This is a genomic window from Amycolatopsis speibonae (assembly GCF_042647925.1).
In the GTDB taxonomy this organism is placed as follows: domain Bacteria; phylum Actinomycetota; class Actinomycetes; order Mycobacteriales; family Pseudonocardiaceae; genus Amycolatopsis; species Amycolatopsis speibonae.
The window spans coordinates 15,062-34,713 of sequence record NZ_JBHRWK010000014.1 but is presented as its reverse complement, the minus strand read 5'-3'; the positions used below and the strand labels follow the sequence as shown (position 1 = coordinate 34,713).

The window sequence follows — 19,652 nt, the reverse complement described above, 5'->3', positions numbered from 1 at the left end:
CCAGGTTGCTGGACATCCTTTCGCTGATCGAAAACGATCGCCGTCTCCAGCTGGTCTTCACCTACGACGCGGGCAGCACCGCGATCTTCGGCGCCGGTGTCCCCGAGTTCCTCGGCACGCTTCGCGCCTCCGTCGTCCCGTGGCGGCAAGCCCTCCAGAGCCGCTTCGACCTGGTGATCGCGGCGAGCGAGAACGACGACCTGCATCTCTTCGACGCGCCGATCGTCCTGGTGCCCCACGGGATCGGCTACCAGAAGTTCTACCCGCGGAGCCGGACGGTCGCCGGGATGAATCCGGCCCGGCTCCTCCGCGACGGCCGGGTCGTCCCCGCGATGGTGGCGCTCTCCCACGCCGAGCAACGCGCCCACCTGCGGGACGCGGGCCCGGAAGCGGCGGCGCGCGCGGTGATGGTCGGGGATCCGTGCCACGACCGCCTGCGCGCGGGGATCCATCGCGCGTCCGCCTACCGCGCGGCCCTCGGGGCGCCCGACCACAAGCTGGTGGTCGTCGCCTCCACCTGGGGACCCGGTTCCCTGCTGGGGACCGTGCCCGATCTCCCGCTGCGGCTGGTCTCCGAACTCGAATACGACGGCTATCGCTGCTGCGCCGTGCTCCACCCGGGGATCACCGCGGCCCACAGCCCCTGGCAGGTCGACGCGTGGCTCTCCGAGGCGCGGCAAGCGGGCCTTCGGGTGCTCCCGCCCGAAGCCGGCTGGCAGGCCGCGCTCACCGCCGCTTCGTGTGTCATCTCGGACTTCGGTTCGCTGGCGCTGTACGCCGCCGCCGTGGACCGGCCGGTGCTCCTGATCGGCGACGGCGGCGAAACCATGGTTCCCGGTTCACCCATCGAAGCGCTCGCCGAGCAGACCGCGCGGCTCGACCCGGACGCCCCACTGGGCCCCCAGATCGATCTCGCGATCCACCGGCACAGCCCCGGCGACCACGCGGCCGTCGTCAAACAGGCCGTCGGCGCCGCGGGCCTTTCGGCCGGGCTGCTGCGGCCGTGGCTGTACCGGCTGATGAAGCTTCCCGAACCCGCCACCGAAGCGTCCTTCCCGCCCCATGAGGTGCCCGACGTCGAACCGCAGGAGGTCGCCACCTTCGTCGTCGGCGCGGAGGAGGACGGGCCCGCGATCAGGATCGTGCGGTTCCCGAGCACCGGCCGTCGCCACGATCTGGCGGGCAAACACCTGGTGTCGCACGAAACCCGGGCGACGCTGCGGCAGCTGTCCGGCGCGGCGATCGTCTACTGCCGCGTGGAAGAGCAGGACCGGTTTCCTAGCTGGTCGGAGGAGATCCTTCGCCGGTGGCCGGACGCAGCGGTGGCCGCCGCGACGGTCGACAGGAACACCTGTTTGGTCCGGACCCGTGACGGCGCCCAGTACGAACTGACCATGGCGAGCGCTTCGCTCGACCCGCTGATCGCCGCTTCGCTGGCTTACCTGGGCAGGTTGTCGCCGACCGAGGTGATCAACGTCGGCGATCGGCCGGTGACGATTCGAGTGCGGTGAAGTACCGATCGGCCCGCGGGTGGCCGATCCGCGTGGCGTCGTAGGCGAGCCGTCCCCAGACCTCGATCGCACCCGGGTCACCCTCGGCGGTCAACAGCCGTGCCTGCAGTTCCCTGAGCTCCCAGACGTATTGGGTGGCTCGCTGGGCCGCCATCTGATTCCAGGCCGAGTCGAAGCGTGCCCGCGCCTCGGCGAATTCGCCGAGCGCCAGGTACGCGTTGGCGTAGACCATCTCGATCCGGGCTTGGTTTCGTCCCTGCGCTGTCATCGTGCCGAGGACGGCGATCGCCTCGGCCGGTTCGCCGGATTTGATCAGGACGTTCGCGAGCATCCGGGGGTGGATGGCGAGCGCGGGGGCATCGGCCTGCTCCGTGCTCAGCGCGCACGCGACCCGGAGCTGCCGGACGGCCTCCGCGAGTTCCCGCGCGGCTTCCGCCTTCCCGGCCTGACGGTGGACGAGCAGGTCCGCGTGTTCTTCGTGGAAGCGTCCCCGGAATTCCGCCAGCGACGCCTGGAGCTTGCGCCAGCGGTTTTCGGTGATGCCGACCGCCGGCCCGGCCAGGATCTCCGCCGCCCTGTCGAGGTCCTCCAGCGCGGCCGGGAACCAGCGCGCCATGTAGCGGGCCTTGCCCCGCATCATCAGTGCCCGCGCGAGCTGCGCGGGTTTCGCGTCGGCGGCTTTCACCGCCCAGTCGCTGATCTCGGCGAATTCGCGCCAGTACCAGCGTTTGTTCACGAGCGTTTCGAAGGATCCGGCCAGCTGCAGGGTTTCCTTGTAGCGGCGGCGCAGGCAGGCGAGCTTCACCAGCTCACCGATCAGCGACCGGTGCCACTCCAGCCAGTCGATGTGATCGACCCGCGGTTCCCAGTCCCGCTTCGACGGAACGACGTAGGTGCGCAGGCGGTCGGGGTTCTCGCGGAAGTCCGCCGCGACAGCCGTGTCCCGGACATACGCGAGCAGCCGATCGAAGCCCGCCTCCCGGTCCGCGGGCAGAGTGCGCGCGTATTGGCCGACGAGGATCGTGAGCGAATACCAGTCGCCGACCTGCTGGGTCAGGCGCGCGGCGATCAGCTCGTCGAGGACCTTCGGGTCGCCGGTCGTCGCCGCCGCGGTGGCCCTCGTGAAGAAGCCGCCGGGATGCTCGGCCAACAGGGCGCAGGCCTCGACGGCGGCGTCCGAAAGCCGCGCGAACGTCCGCCGCAAGGAATCCTGGATGACTCCCTCGGCGTCGACGACACCCGTCGCGTGGTACTCGTCGAGCAGCGTCGCCACCGGCCGGGCTTCCCCGGCGCGACCGGCGAGGGTGACCCCGACCTCGCGGAGCGCGAACGGCATCCGGTCGCAGAGCGCGATCAGCCTGTCGGCCTCGACGGGTTCGTCCCCCGGCCGGACCTTGCCGCAGAAATCCGTGAGCAGCTGACGAGCGCCGTCGACGTCGAGCCCCTTCAGCTCGATGGCGGTGGGATCACACGCTTTCAGCTCGCGGCTGTACACCGAAGCCGTCGCCAGCACCAGGCTGGTGCGGAACCGGGTGAACAAGGCCAGCTCGGCGGCCAATTCGACGTCGTCCAGGATCAGCACGAACGATCGGGTGACCAGCACCGACAGGAACTGCCTGTCCAGCTGTTCGTCGTCGACCGGGATCTCGCCGTGCGGGATCCCGAACTCCTGGAGCACATACCGTTTCACCGCGGCGGCGTCGAATTCGTCGCCTTCGCGGTATCGGGCGAGCGGCACTTCGACCCGGCCCGACGGGAAGTCCTCCTGGACCCTGTCGGCGAGCTGGCGGGCGAGTTCGGTCTTACCCGAACCGCCCTGGCCGACGATCAGCTTCAGCCCGGCCCTCGGCGGGTCGGCGAGGAGGGCGAGGTGGTTGCGGAAGTTCTCGATGCCCGCCGTGGCCGTCGAGGTGTTTTCCGCGTGGAGCACGGACACCGCTTCGATCAGGCGCTCCGCCCATTCCTTGTCCGCGCGGGCGGCGGCCAGCGCCCGGGAACTCAGCGCGTCCTTGCCGGATTTGCCGGTACCGAGCCGTTCCTTGAGCAGCGACACCACGTTCCGGGTCGCCGTGGAGACCGTCCCCACCGCCGAGGCGGCGGCCGCCTTCGCGGCTTCGTCGACGACGACCTGCAACAGGTCAACCACGGCCTCCCCCTCACTCAGCCAAGAACGCCACGGTAGCAGCGGGGCGACCGAGCGTCACGCATCGTGAACCCGCTCAGGGACGCACGGTGTCCCGCTGGTCCGGGATGACCGTGCCGTCGTCGCGCAGCACCGGACCGTGGGTGCCGTCGGCGTTCTCGTACGCCGTCGTCGAGCACGGGTAGGTGCGGTTCAACGCCGGGAAGGGCTCGATGAACATCGGGTTCACCGCCCACTTGCCGTCCGCGTTGTCGTAGGCGCGGCACATGAGTTCGTCCTTGTTGCGGTTGAGCGTGACGCGGACTCCGGTGGCGTCGCGCAGCATCGTGACGTCGGTGGTCGCGTCGCCGCCGGCGAGCGCCTGCCGCTTGTCCGCCGGTGCCGCCTCCATCGCCTTCGCGCCGCGGATCCCGAGGATCCTTTCGTTGATGAAGCAGCGTTTGCCGTCGATGTAGGTCATGATCTCGTCGGCGCCGTCGGCGTGGCCGCCGCAGCCTTCGAGGTGCCCGTTGATGCGGCCGTTCGTGGTCTGCGAGTAGATCCCGAGCGTGCGGCTCGGCGGGATGCCGATCGCGGAGCCCCAGACGTCCGCGAACTCCTTGGGCGAGGCGGAAACGACCCAGGTCGAGAAGCCGGCCTTGTTCAGCGTCGCGACCAGGTCCTTGATCTCGGGGTAGTACCGGATCCACGCGACCTGGGTGCTCGAACCGACCTTCTGGGTCGCCCCGATCGGGGCCAGCAGCGCCGCCGCCCTGGCCTGGCGGGCGATCGCGCGGACCTCGTCCGGCCGGTATCCGGCGTTGATCTGCGCGACCCAGGCGTAGGCCGCCTCCATGTAGCGCCGGTTGTTCCCCGCGAAGACCTCTTCGCCGGTTGTCGTCTTCGCGTTCTTCCGCACCGCGAGGAGCTCGTCGGCGCAAGTGATGTTCTTACTGGTCGAGAGCGGTTTCCCGGCCGGGGTGCCGGTGCCGCACGCCTTGCTGAGCGCGTTCGCGCCGGCGTCGGTCATGAACCGGCTGGTCGTCCGCCAGTCCTTGTTCTTCGGCTGCAGGACCTTGTCGTGCCGGATCATCCAGAAGACGGTCTGGTCGGAGATGTCGTTCTTGATGACCGTGTTGTCCCAGTCGAACACCGCGACCGGCCGCTCGCCGTGCTTCGCGCCGCAGCGGCCGCGTTCGTCGATGACCTGCTGGATCTTCGCCGCGTTGCCGCCGTACCAGTGGTCGGCCAGCCGCAGCTGCGGGCAATGCGATGTGACCGAAGCGGCGGAGGTGCCGGGCAGCGCCACCGGTACGACCGCCACGGCGGCGGCAAGGGCCACGGCTCGCAGGAACCTCGGCATGTCATCTCCCCACGTCTTCGTCGACAGTTCGGGGAGATCCTGTCATTTTCCGGCGAGAGTCACGACCTGCCGGTTGTGAAAGTAGTCGTCCTCACGGAGCGTCGTGACGCTGCCGGGTGAAGCGCGGAAGTCGGCGTACCCGGCCGACTCGAGCGGCATCCGGATCCACGCCGCGATCACGAAGGTGAGCGCGCCGCCGTGCGTCACGACGATCTGGTGCGCACAGCGGCTTTCCAGGATCGACTCCATCGCCGCGTACACCCTCGCCGCCATCGCGCCCTTGGTCTCGGCGCCGGGGATTCCCTCGTCGTGCCCCAGCCGTTCGCCGACGGCGGGCGGCGGGACGAACCGGCTGTCCAGCCACTCCTGCGGCTTGCCCCCGGCTTCCCCATACGACTTCTCGCGCAGCCGCCGGTCCAGGATCGGGGTCACGCCGAGCCGTGCGCCGATCACCTCCGCCGTCCGCGCGGTGCGGCGCAGGTCCGACGAGTAGAGCTCGACGTCGTCCGGCACCTTCGCGCGCAGCGACTCGGCGACGGCGGCGGCCGCGCGCTCGCCGTCGGGTGTGAGTTCGGAATCGAACCAGCCGCCCACCAGGCGATCGACGTGATGGGTGGCCTCCGGATGCGTGACGACGTAGACGGTGCGCATCCGGCGAATCTACGTGCGGGCCAGCTTCGCGAAGGCGACGACGTTGTCGAGGTAGCTGCCGGTCGAGGAGTCGAAGTCCCCGCCGCAGGTGATCAGGCGCAGTTCCGGCCCGGGCGTGTCGCCGTAGACCTTCTCCGTGGGGAAGGTCGTCTTCGGGTGCCGCTCGACGGCGTACACGGTGAACACCGCGGTGATCCCGTCCTCTCGGTGGACGAGGGCTTCGTCGCCGGTCTTGAGTTCCTTGAGCCTGCCGAAGACACCGGGGACCTTCTTGTAGTCGACGTGCCCCGCGAGGACGGCGGGCCCGGCCTCGCCGGGTGCCGGGCCGCCGGTGAACCAGCCGGTGGTGATCGCGTCGCGCGGGACCTGCAGGCTGCCGTCACCGGTCAGGCCGAGGTCGACGATCTCACCGGTGCGGACCCCGATCGCCGGGATTTCGAGCTTCGCCGGTTTCGCGGACGCGAGCGAAGGGGCGGTGGCGGTCGGCGAGGGGGCCACCGCGGTCACCGTGGAAGGCGCCGCCGGTGACGCGATCCTGCCCGTCGGACCGGCGGCGCACGCGGTCAGCGCGACCGCCAGCCCCACTCCGATGAACGTGCCGATGACCAGCGGAAACGGCCATCGGCACCAGGAAGCCCGGATCATCGTTCGGCACGCCGCCGGAGCAGCAAGGACGCGCCCGTGGCCGACGCGGCCAAGAGGGCGGCGCCGGTCAGCGCGACCACGCCGATCTCCAGGAGCCCGCCGTTGGGTTCGACGGGTTCACCGCCGCCGGTCGCGACGCCGCCGACGGGCTTGACCTTCACCTGGCCGGACCGCGCGGGTTCGCCGAACCGGGATTCGCAGGCGTATCCGTCGTGATCGCCGTCGAGCTTGTGCGGATCACGCGGGTTCTTCTTGAGCTCGGCCTGCGCGGCGGCCTGCGAGGGGAAATCGGCGCAATCCTTGTCGGCGAAGGGCGCGGACCGCGTTTCCGTGGTGATCGACGGAAGGCTGGGCGTGCTCGTTATCGTCGGCGTCTTTCCGCGCTGGGGAAGGTTTTCGCAAGCGATTCCGTCGAACTGGAAGCCCTCGCAGTTCTGCTCGGCGACAGCGGGCAGCTCCAGCGCGTATGCTACGGAAACCGGACCGAACATGGTGAAACCGGCGAGTATCGCGGCCGTGCCGAGGACGCGACGAACCGAGGACATGTGGGGTCCTTTCGCTGGGAATCCGCGCTCCGAGCGCGCTGATTTCCCTTACAATCGCGTGGCGGCCCCGGTCGTTACGGATTAATCCGAAAACCCGAATCGTCACTCGAATGAACGCGAAAGACCGTTAATTTCACACGGTTTGATCGAGCGGAACGTCGAAAGCGACCAAAGTCCCCAGGCTCGGCGACGAATTGATCGAAAAACGCCCGCCGGACGTCGTCGCGCGCTCGGAGAGATGGCGGAGACCGCGTTTCGCGACCCCTTGCGGCACACCGGATCCGTTGTCCCGCACGCGAAGTTTGACGCCTTCCTCGTCACGGCTGAGCGCCACGCGGGTTTCGCTCGCCCCGGAATGTCTGACCACATTGGACAGTGCCTCGCGGAGCGCGGCGCGGATGTGGTCCGCCTGCTCGGCGGGGATGTCGGCGAGTTCTCCCGACAGTTCGAGGGTCGGCGGGTAGCCGAGCAGCTCGCCCGCGATGCGCACCTCGCCCCGCGCGGACTCGGCGAGGTCGGTGGCGGTGACGGTCTCGTTCGCGGGTTCCGGGCTGCGCAGGGCGCGCACGGTGCCGCGGATCTCTTCGATGGTCTGGTCGAGCTGGTCGATCGCCTCGGACAACCGCGCGCCGTCGGCCTGCGCGAACCGTTTCCGCATGTTCTTGCGGACCCGGTCGAGCTGCATCCCGGCACCGTAGAGCCGCTGGACGATGACGTCGTGCAGTTCGCGCGCTATCCGTTCGCGCTCTTGGTAAAGCGTCACGCGGTGCCGGGCGTTGGCGCCTTCCGCCAGGGCGAGCACCACGCCCGCCTGCGCCGCGAAGGCGGTAAGCACCTCGACAGTGCTGGCGGAGAACGGAGCCCCGCCATGGCGGCGGTAGACGGTGAGCGCGCCGAGGACGCGCCCGCCCGCGCCGAACGCCGACGCCGCGAAAGGCCCGAAGCCCCGAAGCTCCGGCGGGACGAACGGCGCCGTGCGGGGATCGACGGTGAAATCCTCGCTGACGACGGGTTCCCCGCCGCGGGCAACCTGTCCGGCCGCGGAATCGGCGGCGAAGGCCAGCCCTCGCAGGCCCGGGGTGGTGTCCCCGTGCACGGCCTCGACGACCACCTGTCCGTCGTCCGCGCGCACCATGACGAGACCGAGGTCGGCCTCGGCCAGTTCGACGGCGCGGGCGACCACGGTCTCCAGCACGTCGCCCGGATCGTCGCCGGACAGGGCGGTGCCGGTGATCTCGGTGGCGGCGGACAGGGCGCGCGCGGCAAGCGTGGGATCCATGAGTGCTGCCGACATTAGTCCGCTCCGGCCAGTGCTCGCGTGGTGACGCGGCCCTCTCGGACCTCCAGGATCACGTCGGCGCCGGCGGCTTCGGCCGCGTTGTGCGTGACGTGGACGACGGTTTTCCCGGCGAGCGCCTCGCCGAGCCGTTCGCGGACGGCCTTCGCCGTCGGTTCGTCGAGGTGCGCTGTCGGTTCGTCGAGCAGGACGAGGTCGGCGTGCGCGGCACCGAGCACGGCCCGTGCCAGCGCGACCCGCTGCGCCTGCCCGCCCGACAGCCCGGCACCCGCGCTGTCGAGCATCGTGGCGAGCTCGACGTCCTCGAGAACGGCCTGGTACAAGGCTTTCCGCAGGTCGGCCTCGGACGCCGTCGGCCGCGCGAGGCGCAGGTTCTCGGCGACGGTGGTCGAGACGAGCATCGGTTCCTGCGGCGCCCACGCGACGTTCTCGGGAGCGGCGACGTCACCCTTGCCCGGCTTGAGGAAACCGAGCAGGGCCGCGACGAGCGTCGACTTCCCGGCGCCGCTCGGGCCGATGACGGCGACGTGTGTACCGGGCGCGATGTCGAGGTCGACACCGGTGAGGACCGGGTGCGCCGTGCCGGGCCAGCCGAGGTCGGCGTTCCGGATCCGCACCCCGCCGGTGCTGTGAAAGTCCCCTTCATTGCAAATTTTGCGATGAAGGACGCTTTCATTGCACGCGGCGAGGCGCAGCCGGGCCTGGCGCAGGGTGTCCCAGTGCTGCGCGGCGGGCGGAAGAAGGGAGAGGACCTCCGCCAGCGCGAGCGGCAGCAGGGCGACCACCGGCGCGAGGACCGGGTCCAGCGCGCCGGTGGCGGCGGCGCGCACGGCGAACCCGGTGCTCACGACGGTGGCGGCCCCCGTCGCCAGGATGATCAGGGCGTCGGCCGCGCCGGCGCCGAAAGCCTGTCGCCGCGCTTCGGCGGTCAGGGCGGCGTCGGTCGTGGCGATCCGTCGACGTCGCTCTTTGTCGACCCCGTACGCGATCAGCTCGGCGGCCGCTTCGAACAGGCCCAGCACCTGCGCTGACACCGAACGCCGTCCGGCGGCCAGCGCGCTGGTCGCGCGGCGTTCCGCCCGGAGCGCGAGCAGCGGCGCGAACGCGCTCACCACGACGGCCGCGGCCAGCGCGAGTCCGGCTTCGGGCAGCACCGAGGCCTGGACCGCGACAGCGCCCGCGGCCACCAGCGCGACCACGATCAGCGGCGTGATCACCCGGGGCAGCAGATCGCGCACGGTGTCGGTGTCGCCGACCAGCCGTCGCTGCTCCTCACCGGCCCGAAGCGCCCGTGCCGGTCCGAGCCGCACCAGCGACTCCCACAGCCGGACCCGCAGGCTCCCGGCGATCCGGAACGCGGCGTCGTGCGTGACCAGCCGTTCGAGGTAGCGCAGCCCCGCGCGGCCGAGGCCGAACGTCCGCACGCCGACGATCATCACCGTCAGGGTCAGGATCGGCGGCTGTTGCGACGCCTTGGCGATCAGCCAGCCCGAAAGCGCGGTCAGCGCGACCCCGGCGAGCAGGGCGGCGGCACCGAGCAGCGCCCCGCCGAAGAACCTCGGCTGCAGCAGGTCACGCCACGGGACCGGCCTGGTCGCCGTCCGTTCCTCCGTCGTGACGACTTCCTTCACCGAGTCGGCCGACATGTCGACACCGGAAGTGCGTTCGTGCGCGGCGATGATCGCGGCGGCGCCGTTGTCGACGGCCTTGCGGACAGCGGCCATGACCAGTCCGGCGTTGACCTCGTCGAGGTGGGCGGTGGGCTCGTCGAGCAGGAGCAGCCACGCGCCCGATCGGACCCGCACCAGCGCCCGCGCCACCGCGACACGCTGACGTTGTCCCTGCGACAGCTTCGAAACCGGTCGTCCGGCCAGTCCGGTGAGCCCGAGTTCGCCGAGGATGTCGTCCGCGCCGACCTCGTCGCGGACCGTACCCCCGCCGAAGACCGGCGACTGCGGGACCCAGGCGACGCTCTCGCGCCAGCGCTCCAGATCGGCGTCGGCGAGCCTGGTGCCGCCGACGGTGATCGACCCGTCGTGGACCTGCACGAAACCGAGCAGCGCGGCGAGCGTCGTCGACTTGCCGCCGCCGCTGGGCGCGCGCAGCCAGGTCATCTCACCAGGCCGGGCGGAGAACGTCTCGCCGTCCGGAGCGAATCCGCCGCGCCTTGCGACGCGGAGCCCGCCGACGTGGACCTCGCCCTTGGCCGGCGTCTCGGAACCGTTGGGCGGCAAGGGTTCCGCGAGGACGTCCGCGACCCGGCGCACGGCCTCGACGCCGTCTTCGCTGGCGTGGAACGCGGCGCCGACCGCGCGCAGCGGCTGGTAGCACTCCGGTACGAGGATCAGCACGCCGAGCCCGATGGCCAGCGGCAGGTCGCCGGAGACCAGCCGGACCCCGATGACGACCGCGACCAGCGCGACCGAAAGCGTCGCGATCAGTTCCAGCGCGAACGCCGACGCGAACGCGACCTTCAGGGTTTCGAGCGTCGCGCGGCGATGACGTTCGGAGATCTTCCGTACGGTCTCGGCCTGCGCTTCGGCGCGGCGGAAGGCGCTGAGGATCGGGAGCGCGCGGACGAGTTCCAGCAGATGTCCCGACAGCCGTTGTTCGGCGTCGGCGGCTTCGGCGACCCGCTCGGCGGTGTGTTTGCCGATCAGGATGGCGAACAGCGGCACCAGCGGCACGGTGATCACGACGAGCGCGGCCGACGGCCAGTCGGCGAACAGGATCGCGGCACCGGCGGCGAGGGGCACGATCGCGGCGGTCACCAGCGCCGGGAGGTACTGGGTGAAGTAAGCGTCGAGCGCGTCGAGCCCCTTGGTGGTCAACGATGTCAGCTCACCGTGGCCGCGACGAGCGATCCATTCCGGGCCGAGCTTCAGGGCGTGGTCGAGGGCCTTGGCGCGCAGTTCCTCCTTCGCGCGAGCTGCCGCGCGAGCGGAGACGACCCGCACCGCCCAGCCGGTCAACGCGCGCCCTGCGACGAGCGCGAGCAGCACGGACAGCTGGACGGTGCGGTCCCCCAGTGCTCCGCGGACGACCGCGGAGAGGACGTCGGCCAGCAGGAACGCTTGTCCCACCAGCAATACGGCATTGACGAAGGACAGGATGGCACTGAGGATCAACGCCCGGCGCGCCGCTGCCGAAAGCGGAGCGAGCGCGCCGAGCGGACCCTTCCCCGGTCGCGCTGGGTCCATTGTGGACTCCGTGGCGGAAAGGGTGTCGCGGCCGGGAAGTTCGGTCATGGTGCGTGCACCGGTGGGATGTGCCGGGTGCCGATGCGCTTGCGGAACACCCAGTACGTCCAGCCTTGGTAGATCAGGACGGCGGGGGCGCCGAAGAGCGCGACCCAGGTCATCACGGTCAGCGTGTACGGGCTCGACGCCTCGCCCGCGATGGTGAGCGTGTTCGCCGGGTCCACGGTGGACGGAAGGACGTTCGGGTACAGCGCGACGAAGATCGCGACCGCCGAGGCGGCGATGACCCCGCCGAGCGCGGCGAACGCCTGCCCTTCCCGGCCCGCGCGGATCCGGAACCACGCGACGGCGGCCGAGACGACGGCGATACCGATGAGGAGCAGCGTCCAGAGGTCGCCCGAGCGCAGTTGCACGACGATGAGGAACGCGAGCAACGGCAGGAGCGCGACCGGGAGCAGGCGTGTGGCCAGCTTCCGCGCGCGGTGCCGGAGGTCGCCCTCGGTCTTGAGGGCGAGGAACGCGGCGCCGTGGACCAGCGAGAACCCGACGACGGCGAGCGCGCCGAGCAGCGTTTCGAAGCGGACGGCGGCGAACGCGCCGCCGACCCGGTTGCCGTCGGCGTCGAGCGGGAGGCCGAGGACGGTGGTCGCGAGGAGCAGGCCGACACCGAACGGCGGGATCCACGAGCCGATCCCGATGACGCGGTCCCAGTTGCGGCGCCAGCGGTCGGTGTCGACCTTGCCGCGGTATTCGAACGCGACGCCGCGGCCGATGAGGGCGAGCAGGACGACCAGAAGCGGCAAATACGCGGCCGAGAACAGCGACGCGTACCAGCCCGGGAACGCGGCGAACATCGCGCCGCCGGCGACGATCAGCCAGACCTCGTTGCCGTCCCAGACCGGGCCGATCGTGTTGACCATGACGCGGCGCTCGGTGTTGTCCTTCGCGAGCGCGGGCATGAGCATGCCGACGCCGAAGTCGAACCCTTCGAGGAAGAGGTAACCGAGCCAGAACAGGGCGATGACGCAGAACCAGACCGTTTCGAGGGTCATCGGATGCTCCCTTTCGTGCGCCTCGTGGACCTCGTGGGCCGAAGGACGCTTTCACCGCGTGGGATGCGGCGAAGGGCCCCTTCAGCCCGCCCGGCCCGCTTGACCTGTTTTGCCCGCCCGGCCTGCTGCCTGGTCGCCTGCCCGGCCCCGTCGTGCCCCGGTGACGCCGCGCGACATGTCGCGAATGCCACTTTCGCGGCACTCCCTACCACGCCGTTCTGGCCGATCCGACGCTTCCACCCCTGCTCGCCCTGAGTTATCCACAACCACCCGAGTTGTCCACAGATTGGCTGTGGGTAACCCACCCGAGCGATACCCCCGATACGCTGGGTGCGGGGCCGTCCCCCGGGAAGGGCGGGGGGCTGGGCAGGTGACGTCAAGAGGCGATCAGTAGGCGAAGGCCAGCGCGTCGTCATCGCCGTCACCGCCTTCGGAATCGCTGTTCTTGCTGGTCGAGGTCGGTTTTTGGGGTGGCATGACGGCGTCGACGCCGCCGCGCACGTACTTGCGCATCAGGAAGACCTCGACAACGCCGAGAGCCGCGTAGACGGTCGTCAGAGCGATCAGCGACGTCCAGACCTCGCCTGTGGACAACTTCGAGACAGCCTGCGCGGTGAACATCCACACCCCGTCGACACCGGTCGGGTTCGGCACCACCACGAAGGGCTGGCGGCCCATCTCGGTGAAGATCCAGCCGGCGCTGTTGCCGATGAACGGCGTCGCGATCCCGCCGAGCATGAGCCACGGGAACCAGCGTTGCCCGGGGATCCGTCCTCGCCTGGTCAGCCACAGCGCGAGCAGTCCGATCCCGGCCGAGATCGCGCCGAAGCCGATCATCGCGCGGAAACCCCAGTAGGTCACCGGCAGGTTCGGCACGTAGTCGATCGGCTTGCCCGCGAGCGAACCGAGCTGCGGGTCGTCCGGGTAGTTCGTGCCGTACTTCGCCTGGTACTCGGTCACCAGGTTCTCGACACCCTTGACCTCGGTCGAGAAGTCGTTGTGCGCCAAGAACGAGAGCAACGCGGGCACGTTGAACGTCTTGACGTCCTCACAGTTCGAGCCGCTCACGTCCCCGATCGCGATGATCGAGAAGCTCGCCGGTTTCTCCGTGTGGCACAACGCTTCCGCCGACGCCATCTTCATCGGCTGCTGCTCGAACATCAGCTTGCCCTGCATGTCGCCGGTGATCGCCAGCACCGCGAAGGCCACCACCCCGGTCCAGCCGCCGAGACGCAACGACGAACGCCACACCGCGCGGTGCTCGTCGTCCTCCGAACGCTTGCGCCACAACTGCCAGCCCGCGACACCGACCAGGAACGCCGCCGCCACCGAGAAAGCGCCCGCGATCGTATGCGGGATCGCGGCCAGCGCGGTGTTGTTCGTCAGCACCGCCCAGATCGAGTTCATCGTCGGTTTCCCGTCGACGAACTCGACCCCGACCGGATGCTGCATCCACGAGTTCGCCGCCAGGATGAAGTAGGCGGACGCCACGGTCGCCAGCGAGTACGCCCACGCGCACGCCAGGTGGACCTTCTTCGGCAGCTTGTCCCAGCCGAAGATCCACAGCCCCAGGAAGGTCGACTCGACGAAGAACGCGACGAGCCCTTCCATCGCCAGCGGCGCGCCGAACACGTCGCCGACGAACCGTGAGTACGCGCTCCAGCTCATCCCGAACTGGAACTCCTGCACGATGCCGGTGACCACGCCCATCGCGAAGTTGACCAGCAGGAGTTTCCCCCAGAACTTGGTCATCTTCAGATAGCGCCGGTCACCCGTGCGGACCCAGGCCGTCTGCATCCCGGCGACCAGGACCGAAAGCCCGATGGTCAGCGGGACCATCAGGAAGTGATAGACGGTGGTTATGCCGAACTGCCACCTAGCGAGATCGAGAACCTCCACGCCTCAAGCCTGCTCAACGCCCGGTGAGCCCGCCAGTTCAAGTGGTCCCGTTCTCGACAGGACGTAGGTCCCACGCCCTGGTTCAGCCGAGACCGGCGAGTGTGAGCCTGGCCTCGTCGGCGATCGGCCGCCGCACACCCGAATCCCCCAGTGTCAGCACGTGGTCCAGCGCCAACGCGTACGCGGCGTCGAAAGCGGCCTCGACCGCGACAGGAACATCGGGCTGGACCCCGACGCCTTCCCAGTTGGTCCCCGTGACCGGGTGTACGGACCGTCCGTCCGGCACGGTGATGTCCAGGTGGGTGTCCACTTTGTACTGCTGGCGCGGGTTCGCCCCGCCACCGGTGACCGCGCCGACCGTTTTCGCCCGATCGAGTTGCTGCAGCGAGTACGCCAGGTCTTCGGCACCGGAGAACGAGACCGGACCGGTCAGCACCCACACCGGCTTGTCCGGGCCGAACTTCCGGCCCGGCACGTACGGCAGCGTCCAGAACTGGTTGGTCACGTCGCCGTCGCGCAGGTACATGCTGTTGTAGTGGATCGGCTCGCCCACCAGGTAGCTGATCAGCATGGCCACCCCCATCGGGTCGCCGCCCCGGTTCTCCCGGACGTCGACGAGCAGCGCGTCGGTGTCCGCCAGCAACGTCATCGCCGCGGCCAGCGTCTCGCCGGACAGTTCCGGCTCGTAGAAGAACTTCGTCTCCAGGTACCCGACGTTGCCCGGCAGCCGCCGCGAAGACGCGACGCCGTGGTTGTTCAGTTTCGCCTCGAGCCGGTACTCGTCGGGATCGAAGGACCGGTCGTCGACCTCGGGCAGCGGGTCGACGTGGTGACGCAGCCGCAGATGCTTGTCCCCGTTGACCGACTGCAGGTCCTGCGTGACCGCGACGGCGAACGCCTGATCGTCCAGTCCCGCGTACGCGCCGTCACTCAGCCTCGCCCGCAGGAACACCGTCAGCTTCTCGGCGACGTCGGGGAACACATAGTGGTCCTTCAGCCGCCTGCACACGTCGTCGATCCGCGCTCTCTCGTCCATGTTCGCGGACGCTACCAGCGCGCCGGAAAAAAGAATTCGGTTCGCCGAAACCTCCTTTGTGCCCGGCCTGGAAAAACAATTCGACCGTACATGCCGACCGATTCGGAAATGCGATCAGCTTGCCTTTCCCTGAATCGCCCCTTTATCGTTGCAGTGAAAGGGGTGGCAAATCATCATGTCTGACTCGATGCTGGCGCTGATCAGCGCGTTCGGCCTGGTACTGGCCGTAGAGCTGCCGGACAAGACCCTCGTCGCCACCCTGGTTCTCACCACCCGTTTCCGCGCCTGGCCGGTATTCGCCGGGGTCACCGCGGCCTTCGCCGTGCAATGCGCGATCGCCGCCATCTTCGGCAGTGTGCTCACTTTGCTTCCGGGGACGCTGGTGACCGCGATCGTCGCCACGATGTTCGGTATCGGTGCGTACATGCTCCTTCGCGAAGGGTTCAGTCCCGGCCAGGATGGCGGCGAAGACGCGTCGCGCTCCGGAGTGGGTCCTGCGACCTTCCTCCGCTCCGCGCTGACGTCGTTCGGTGTGCTGTTCGCCGCGGAGTGGGGTGACGCCTCACAGCTCGCGACGGCCAGTCTCACGGCCCGCTTCGGCAACCCGTTCGCGGTCGCGCTCGGCTCCTTCGTCGCACTGGTCGCCGTCGCCGGGCTCGCCGTCTTCATCGGCGCGAAGGTCCGGAGCCGGATCCGCCCGAAGCTCATCCAGCGGGTGGCGGGCTTCGTCTTCGCCGGGTTCTCGCTGTTCGCGCTGGCCCAGCTCGCCTTCTGAGGCGCACGGCTTTTTCACAGGTTCGCCGGGTAACCTTTCGGGAACGAAAAGGTGAACACCCGCCCCGACGTGCCTGGAGAAACCGGTCGTGACCTCGCCCAAGATCCTCACGGCCCGTGCCGTCTCCCCGCTGCACGGCAGGCTCGCGGTCTTGGGCATGGCCGTCGCCGTCGCCATCTCGATCGACCTGCACCTGAGGCTGTCCAGCCAGGTCAGCCCGATCTGGCAGACGCTGTCCGAGTACGTCTACGGCTACCTCTCGCCCGGTTCGACGGCGGCGCCGCTGTTCGGCGCGATGTGCCTGGCGCTGGGGTTCGGCTCGCTCGCCCTGCTCGGCGGTATCGCGAAGGCACACCGCAGCGGGTACGAATCCGTGCTCGTCCTGCTCGGGGTGTGGTGCGCCGGGCTGTTCGTCCTCGCGCTGGTCCCCGTCGACCCCGAGGGCCAGGCCCGGTCGCTGGCCGGGCAGATCCACAACTACGCCGCGCTGACGGCCTTCCTCGCGCTTCCCGCCGCCGCCTGGGTGCTGACCCGCCCAGGCCGGGCGCGCTGCCCGTGGGAGCCGCGCCGCACGACGATCCGGCGGCTTTCGGTGGCCAGCTTCGCCGCCGTGGCGATCGTGCTCGGCGGGTTCGTCTGGACGATGCTCACCGGGCCGTCGCACCAGGAGGTCACGCTCGGGCTGTTCGAGCGGCTGCTGTTCGCCGTCGACCTCACCCTGCTGGCGACCATGGTGCGCCCGCTGCTCAGCACCCGCTGAGGCGCTACTCGGGCTGCTTCAGCACCTCGGCCAGCCGGGCGGCGGCCCCCACGACCGCGGGGCCGACCACGGAGGCGTCCAGCGGCTCCAGTGACACGACGCCGAGGCTGGCCTTCAAGCCCGGCACCCCGCGCACGGGCGCGGCGACCCCGGACGCGCCCGCCTCCAGTTCCCCGGACGAGACCACCCAGCCTTCGCCGCCGCCGGGGCGCAGCGTCATCGCCTTGCCCGCCGCGCCGGAGGACAGCGGATGGCGTGTGCCGACCCGGTAGGCGACGTGGAAGCTGGTCCAGGACGGCTCGACGACCGCGACGGCCTGCGCCTGGTCTCCCTGCGCGACCGACAGGTGCGCCGTCGCGCCGACCTTCTCCGCCAGCTCCCGCAGGACCGGCCTGGCCGCCTCGCGCAGCTGCGGGAGGACCTGCCCGGCGAGCCGGAGCAGGCCGACGCCCAGCCGCACCTTGTTCCCGTCGCGCCACACCAGGCCGCGTTCGGACAGCGGAACCAGCAGCCGGTAGACGGCGGCCCGGCTCGCGCCGATGGCGACGGCGAGCTCGGAGATCGTCGCCGCCTCGCCACCGGCGTCCGCCACGGCCTGCAGCAGCGCCAGCCCTCTGTCCAGGGTCAGCGACCCTTCGCGGGTCACAGCAACCCCAGTTCTCCCAGGTCGGCGACGGGCTCGTCGAACGAGGCCGCCGCGTAGGAGGCGAAGAGCCCGCGAACGGCCTTCGCGGCCGGCTCCGACATCCCCTTGGCTTCGTCGGCCAGCGCGGCGCTGTCGGTCGACTCCAGGGCGGCGCGCACGTCGCCGCCCGAGAGGCAGCGTGCCGACGCGACGATGAGGTTCAGGAAGCCGTGGTGGGTGAAGCCGCTCGTCTCGTCCGTGTGGCGGACGGCGCGGTGCAGGCTGTTCGTGGCCTTGAACGACGCCCCTGACGAGCCGCTGACCACCGCGAGGAAGTCGGCGACCTCGTCGACGCTGGGGAAGTTCTCGCCCGCCTTGCCGCCGCAGCGGATCTTCGGCCAGCTGCCGTGCTCGATCACCTTCCGCACGCCGTCCAGCCAGCCGACGCCGCGCCGCGGCTCGACCACGCGGATGACGTCTTCAGGCACGAACTCGGAGACGCGCTCCAGCCAGACCTCGTCGACGTCCGACGGCGCCGGCATCTCCACCATCCGCAGCGCGAGGATCTCGCTGCGCGACTCGACGATCGAGATCGCCTTCGGAACCCCGCCGAGGCCGGTGTCGATGATCAGCGACAGCGGCAGCGGTTCCTTGGGTTTGATCTTGATGAGTTCGGTGATGAGCTCGGGCAGCCTCGACGCCTGGCACAGGAACACACCGAGGACGCCGGAGTGCTCACCGGACCTCGACGCGAAGTGCGCACGCAGCGCTTCGGGCATGGACGCCTCGCCGGGCGGGAACAACGCCGAGTCGTCGACGAGCCGCGCGAACAGGGGAGGAATTCCTCGGGGGCCGGGTGGCGTGAGTTCCACAGCGCTTGACACGACTGACACGCTAGTAGCGTACGACATCAGGACAAAATCGTTCGCACAACGGACACGTTCCGGGGAGATTCCGATGCCTTACTACCGGCAGGTAGGCGAGATCCCGCACAAGCGCCACACGGCGTTCCGCAAGCCCGACGGGGGCCTGTACGCCGAGGAACTGATGGGTGTCGAGGGCTTCTCGGCGGACTCGGCCCTGCTCTATCACCGCGGCCTGCCCACCGCGATCGTCGACGCCGTCGCGATCGAGGACGAGCGCGGCCCGATCGCCCCGAACCACCCGCTCAAGCCCCGCGCCTTCAAGACCCACGACCTCAAGTTCGGCGACGCCGACGCGGTCACCGACCGGCGGCGGCTGTTCGGCAACGCCGACGTCACCATCGGCTTCGTCCACGCGACGCGCCCTTCGCCGCTGTACCGCAACGCGGCGGGCGACGAACTCTTCTACGTCCAGGGCGGCAGCGCGACCGTCGAGACGATCTACGGCCCGCTGGAGATCGGCGACGGCGACTACCTCGTCATCCCGACCTCGTGCACCTATCGCGTTCTCCCGCACGACGGCGGCGACGGCGGGGTCAAGCTGCTGACCATCGAGGCGCGCGGCCACATCGGCCCGCCGAAGCGGTACCTGTCGGCGAAGGGCCAGTTCCTGGAGCACTCGCCGTACTGCGAACGCGACATCCGCGGCCCGTCGGAGCCGCTGGTCGTCGACGGCACCGACGTCGAGGTCCTCGTGCGGCACCGTGCCGGGCTGACGCGCTACACCTACGCGACGCACCCGTTCGACGTCGTCGGCTGGGACGGCTGCCTGTACCCGTGGGTGTTCAACATCGACGACTTCGAGCCGATCACCGGCCGCGTGCACCAGCCGCCGCCCGTGCACCAGACGTTCGAGGGGCCGAACTTCGTGGTCTGCTCGTTCTGCCCGCGCAAGGTCGACTACCACCCCGAGTCGATCCCGGTGCCGTACAACCACGCGAACGTCGACTCCGACGAGCTGATGTTCTACGTCCGCGGCAATTACGAGGCGCGCAAGGGTTCCGGGATCGAGGTCGGCTCGCTTTCGCTGCACCCGTCCGGCTTCACGCACGGGCCGCAGCCCGGGGCCGCGGAGGCGTCGATCGGGGCCCAGTTCTTCGACGAGACCGCCGTCATGGTGGACACCTTCGCGCCGCTGGACCTCGGCGAGGCGGCCGACGCTTCGGAGGATCCGGGCTACGCGTGGACCTGGTCCGGCCGGGGCCCGGGAGCTTGACGACTGCGCAATTAGTCACCTACTTGCGGCGT

Annotated in this window: 16 protein-coding genes; 4 read left to right on the top strand and 12 right to left on the bottom strand. The window is 69.9% G+C overall.

Annotation, left to right across the window (positions count from 1 at the left end; all coding sequences use genetic code 11):
• Positions 1 to 5: 5 nt before the first annotated feature.
• Positions 6 to 1,511 carry a hypothetical protein gene (locus ACFOSH_RS08105; RefSeq protein WP_378238092.1) on the top strand — a complete coding sequence of 502 codons (1,506 nt, stop codon included), beginning with the start codon at positions 6 to 8 and terminating at the stop codon, positions 1,509 to 1,511.
• On the opposite strand, the gene ACFOSH_RS08100 is transcribed toward ACFOSH_RS08105, so the two are convergent.
• The 10 genes from ACFOSH_RS08100 to ACFOSH_RS08055 form a co-directional block, all read right to left on the bottom strand.
• Entirely contained in the window at positions 1,471 to 3,657 is a 2,187-nt protein-coding gene (locus ACFOSH_RS08100) for a tetratricopeptide repeat protein (RefSeq protein ID WP_378238091.1), read from the bottom strand. The two genes, ACFOSH_RS08105 and ACFOSH_RS08100, sit on opposite strands and share 41 nt — an antisense overlap.
• A 73-nt stretch (positions 3,658 to 3,730) precedes the next feature.
• A complete protein-coding gene (locus ACFOSH_RS08095) occupies positions 3,731 to 4,996 on the bottom strand; it encodes a haloacid dehalogenase-like hydrolase (protein WP_378238090.1) in 1,266 nt (421 codons plus the stop codon).
• Between the two features lie 42 nt (positions 4,997 to 5,038).
• Positions 5,039 to 5,647: a histidine phosphatase family protein gene (locus ACFOSH_RS08090; protein WP_378238089.1), complete on the bottom strand. Its 609-nt coding sequence runs from the start codon at positions 5,645 to 5,647 to the stop codon at positions 5,039 to 5,041.
• 9 nt (positions 5,648 to 5,656) lie between these two features.
• A complete protein-coding gene (locus ACFOSH_RS08085; RefSeq protein ID WP_378238088.1) occupies positions 5,657 to 6,292 on the bottom strand; it encodes a class F sortase in 636 nt (211 codons plus the stop codon).
• Positions 6,289 to 6,837, bottom strand: coding sequence for an excalibur calcium-binding domain-containing protein (locus ACFOSH_RS08080; RefSeq protein WP_378238087.1), 549 nt, complete (start codon positions 6,835 to 6,837; stop codon positions 6,289 to 6,291). Before ACFOSH_RS08080 ends, ACFOSH_RS08085 begins: the two co-directional genes overlap by 4 nt.
• A 133-nt stretch (positions 6,838 to 6,970) precedes the next feature.
• Positions 6,971 to 8,116, bottom strand: coding sequence for a GAF domain-containing sensor histidine kinase (locus tag ACFOSH_RS08075; RefSeq protein WP_378238086.1), 1,146 nt, complete (start codon positions 8,114 to 8,116; stop codon positions 6,971 to 6,973).
• A 14-nt stretch (positions 8,117 to 8,130) separates the two neighbouring features.
• Positions 8,131 to 11,382, bottom strand: a complete 3,252-nt coding sequence (gene cydC, locus ACFOSH_RS08070) for a thiol reductant ABC exporter subunit CydC (RefSeq protein ID WP_378238085.1) — start codon at positions 11,380 to 11,382, stop codon at positions 8,131 to 8,133.
• A complete protein-coding gene (gene cydB / locus ACFOSH_RS08065; RefSeq protein ID WP_378238084.1) occupies positions 11,379 to 12,386 on the bottom strand; it encodes a cytochrome d ubiquinol oxidase subunit II in 1,008 nt (335 codons plus the stop codon). Before cydB ends, cydC begins: the two co-directional genes overlap by 4 nt.
• A 387-nt stretch (positions 12,387 to 12,773) precedes the next feature.
• Positions 12,774 to 14,285, bottom strand: coding sequence for a cytochrome ubiquinol oxidase subunit I (locus tag ACFOSH_RS08060; protein ID WP_378238083.1), 1,512 nt, complete (start codon positions 14,283 to 14,285; stop codon positions 12,774 to 12,776).
• 82 nt (positions 14,286 to 14,367) lie between these two features.
• On the bottom strand, positions 14,368 to 15,321 hold the full coding sequence (locus ACFOSH_RS08055) for a S41 family peptidase (protein ID WP_378238082.1): 954 nt from the start codon (positions 15,319 to 15,321) through the stop codon (positions 14,368 to 14,370).
• A gap of 187 nt (positions 15,322 to 15,508) precedes the next feature.
• Here ACFOSH_RS08055 and ACFOSH_RS08050 point away from each other — a divergent pair, with 187 nt between their 5' ends.
• Together ACFOSH_RS08050 and ACFOSH_RS08045 are read left to right on the top strand one after the other, a co-directional pair.
• Positions 15,509 to 16,096 carry a TMEM165/GDT1 family protein gene (locus ACFOSH_RS08050; RefSeq protein WP_378238803.1) on the top strand — a complete coding sequence of 196 codons (588 nt, stop codon included), beginning with the start codon at positions 15,509 to 15,511 and terminating at the stop codon, positions 16,094 to 16,096.
• 88 nt (positions 16,097 to 16,184) lie between these two features.
• Positions 16,185 to 16,856 (top strand): DUF998 domain-containing protein, encoded by a 672-nt coding sequence (locus tag ACFOSH_RS08045; protein ID WP_378238080.1) that lies wholly within the window; start codon positions 16,185 to 16,187, stop codon positions 16,854 to 16,856.
• A gap of 4 nt (positions 16,857 to 16,860) precedes the next feature.
• Here the strand turns inward: ACFOSH_RS08045 and ACFOSH_RS08040 are convergent, their stop codons facing one another.
• Positions 16,861 to 17,502, bottom strand: a complete 642-nt coding sequence (locus ACFOSH_RS08040; protein WP_378238079.1) for an IclR family transcriptional regulator — start codon at positions 17,500 to 17,502, stop codon at positions 16,861 to 16,863.
• Complete coding sequence (locus ACFOSH_RS08035; RefSeq protein ID WP_378238802.1) at positions 17,499 to 18,353, bottom strand: hypothetical protein; 855 nt, start codon at positions 18,351 to 18,353, stop codon at positions 17,499 to 17,501. The genes ACFOSH_RS08040 and ACFOSH_RS08035 overlap by 4 nt, the downstream gene beginning before the upstream one ends.
• Positions 18,354 to 18,438: 85 nt before the next feature.
• On the opposite strand from ACFOSH_RS08035, the gene ACFOSH_RS08030 reads away from it, so the two are divergent.
• Positions 18,439 to 19,620, top strand: coding sequence for a homogentisate 1,2-dioxygenase (locus ACFOSH_RS08030; protein ID WP_378238078.1), 1,182 nt, complete (start codon positions 18,439 to 18,441; stop codon positions 19,618 to 19,620).
• The last annotated feature ends 32 nt before the right edge of the window (positions 19,621 to 19,652 follow it).

Excerpts from the sequence above, each read along its gene's own strand:
- ACFOSH_RS08030 (WP_378238078.1), top strand. The coding sequence starts at position 18,439 with ATGCCTTACTACCGGCAGGTAGGCGAGATCCCGCACAAGCGCCACACG.
- ACFOSH_RS08090 (WP_378238089.1), bottom strand. The coding sequence starts at position 5,647 with ATGCGCACCGTCTACGTCGTCACGCATCCGGAGGCCACCCATCACGTC.
- ACFOSH_RS08085 (WP_378238088.1), bottom strand. The coding sequence starts at position 6,292 with ATGATCCGGGCTTCCTGGTGCCGATGGCCGTTTCCGCTGGTCATCGGC.
- ACFOSH_RS08050 (WP_378238803.1), top strand. The coding sequence starts at position 15,509 with ATGCTGGCGCTGATCAGCGCGTTCGGCCTGGTACTGGCCGTAGAGCTG.
- ACFOSH_RS08080 (WP_378238087.1), bottom strand. The coding sequence starts at position 6,837 with ATGTCCTCGGTTCGTCGCGTCCTCGGCACGGCCGCGATACTCGCCGGT.
- ACFOSH_RS08055 (WP_378238082.1), bottom strand. The coding sequence starts at position 15,321 with ATGGACGAGAGAGCGCGGATCGACGACGTGTGCAGGCGGCTGAAGGAC.
- ACFOSH_RS08075 (WP_378238086.1), bottom strand. The coding sequence starts at position 8,116 with ATGGATCCCACGCTTGCCGCGCGCGCCCTGTCCGCCGCCACCGAGATC.
- ACFOSH_RS08095 (WP_378238090.1), bottom strand. The coding sequence starts at position 4,996 with ATGCCGAGGTTCCTGCGAGCCGTGGCCCTTGCCGCCGCCGTGGCGGTC.
- cydC (WP_378238085.1), bottom strand. The coding sequence starts at position 11,382 with ATGACCGAACTTCCCGGCCGCGACACCCTTTCCGCCACGGAGTCCACA.
- cydB (WP_378238084.1), bottom strand. The coding sequence starts at position 12,386 with ATGACCCTCGAAACGGTCTGGTTCTGCGTCATCGCCCTGTTCTGGCTC.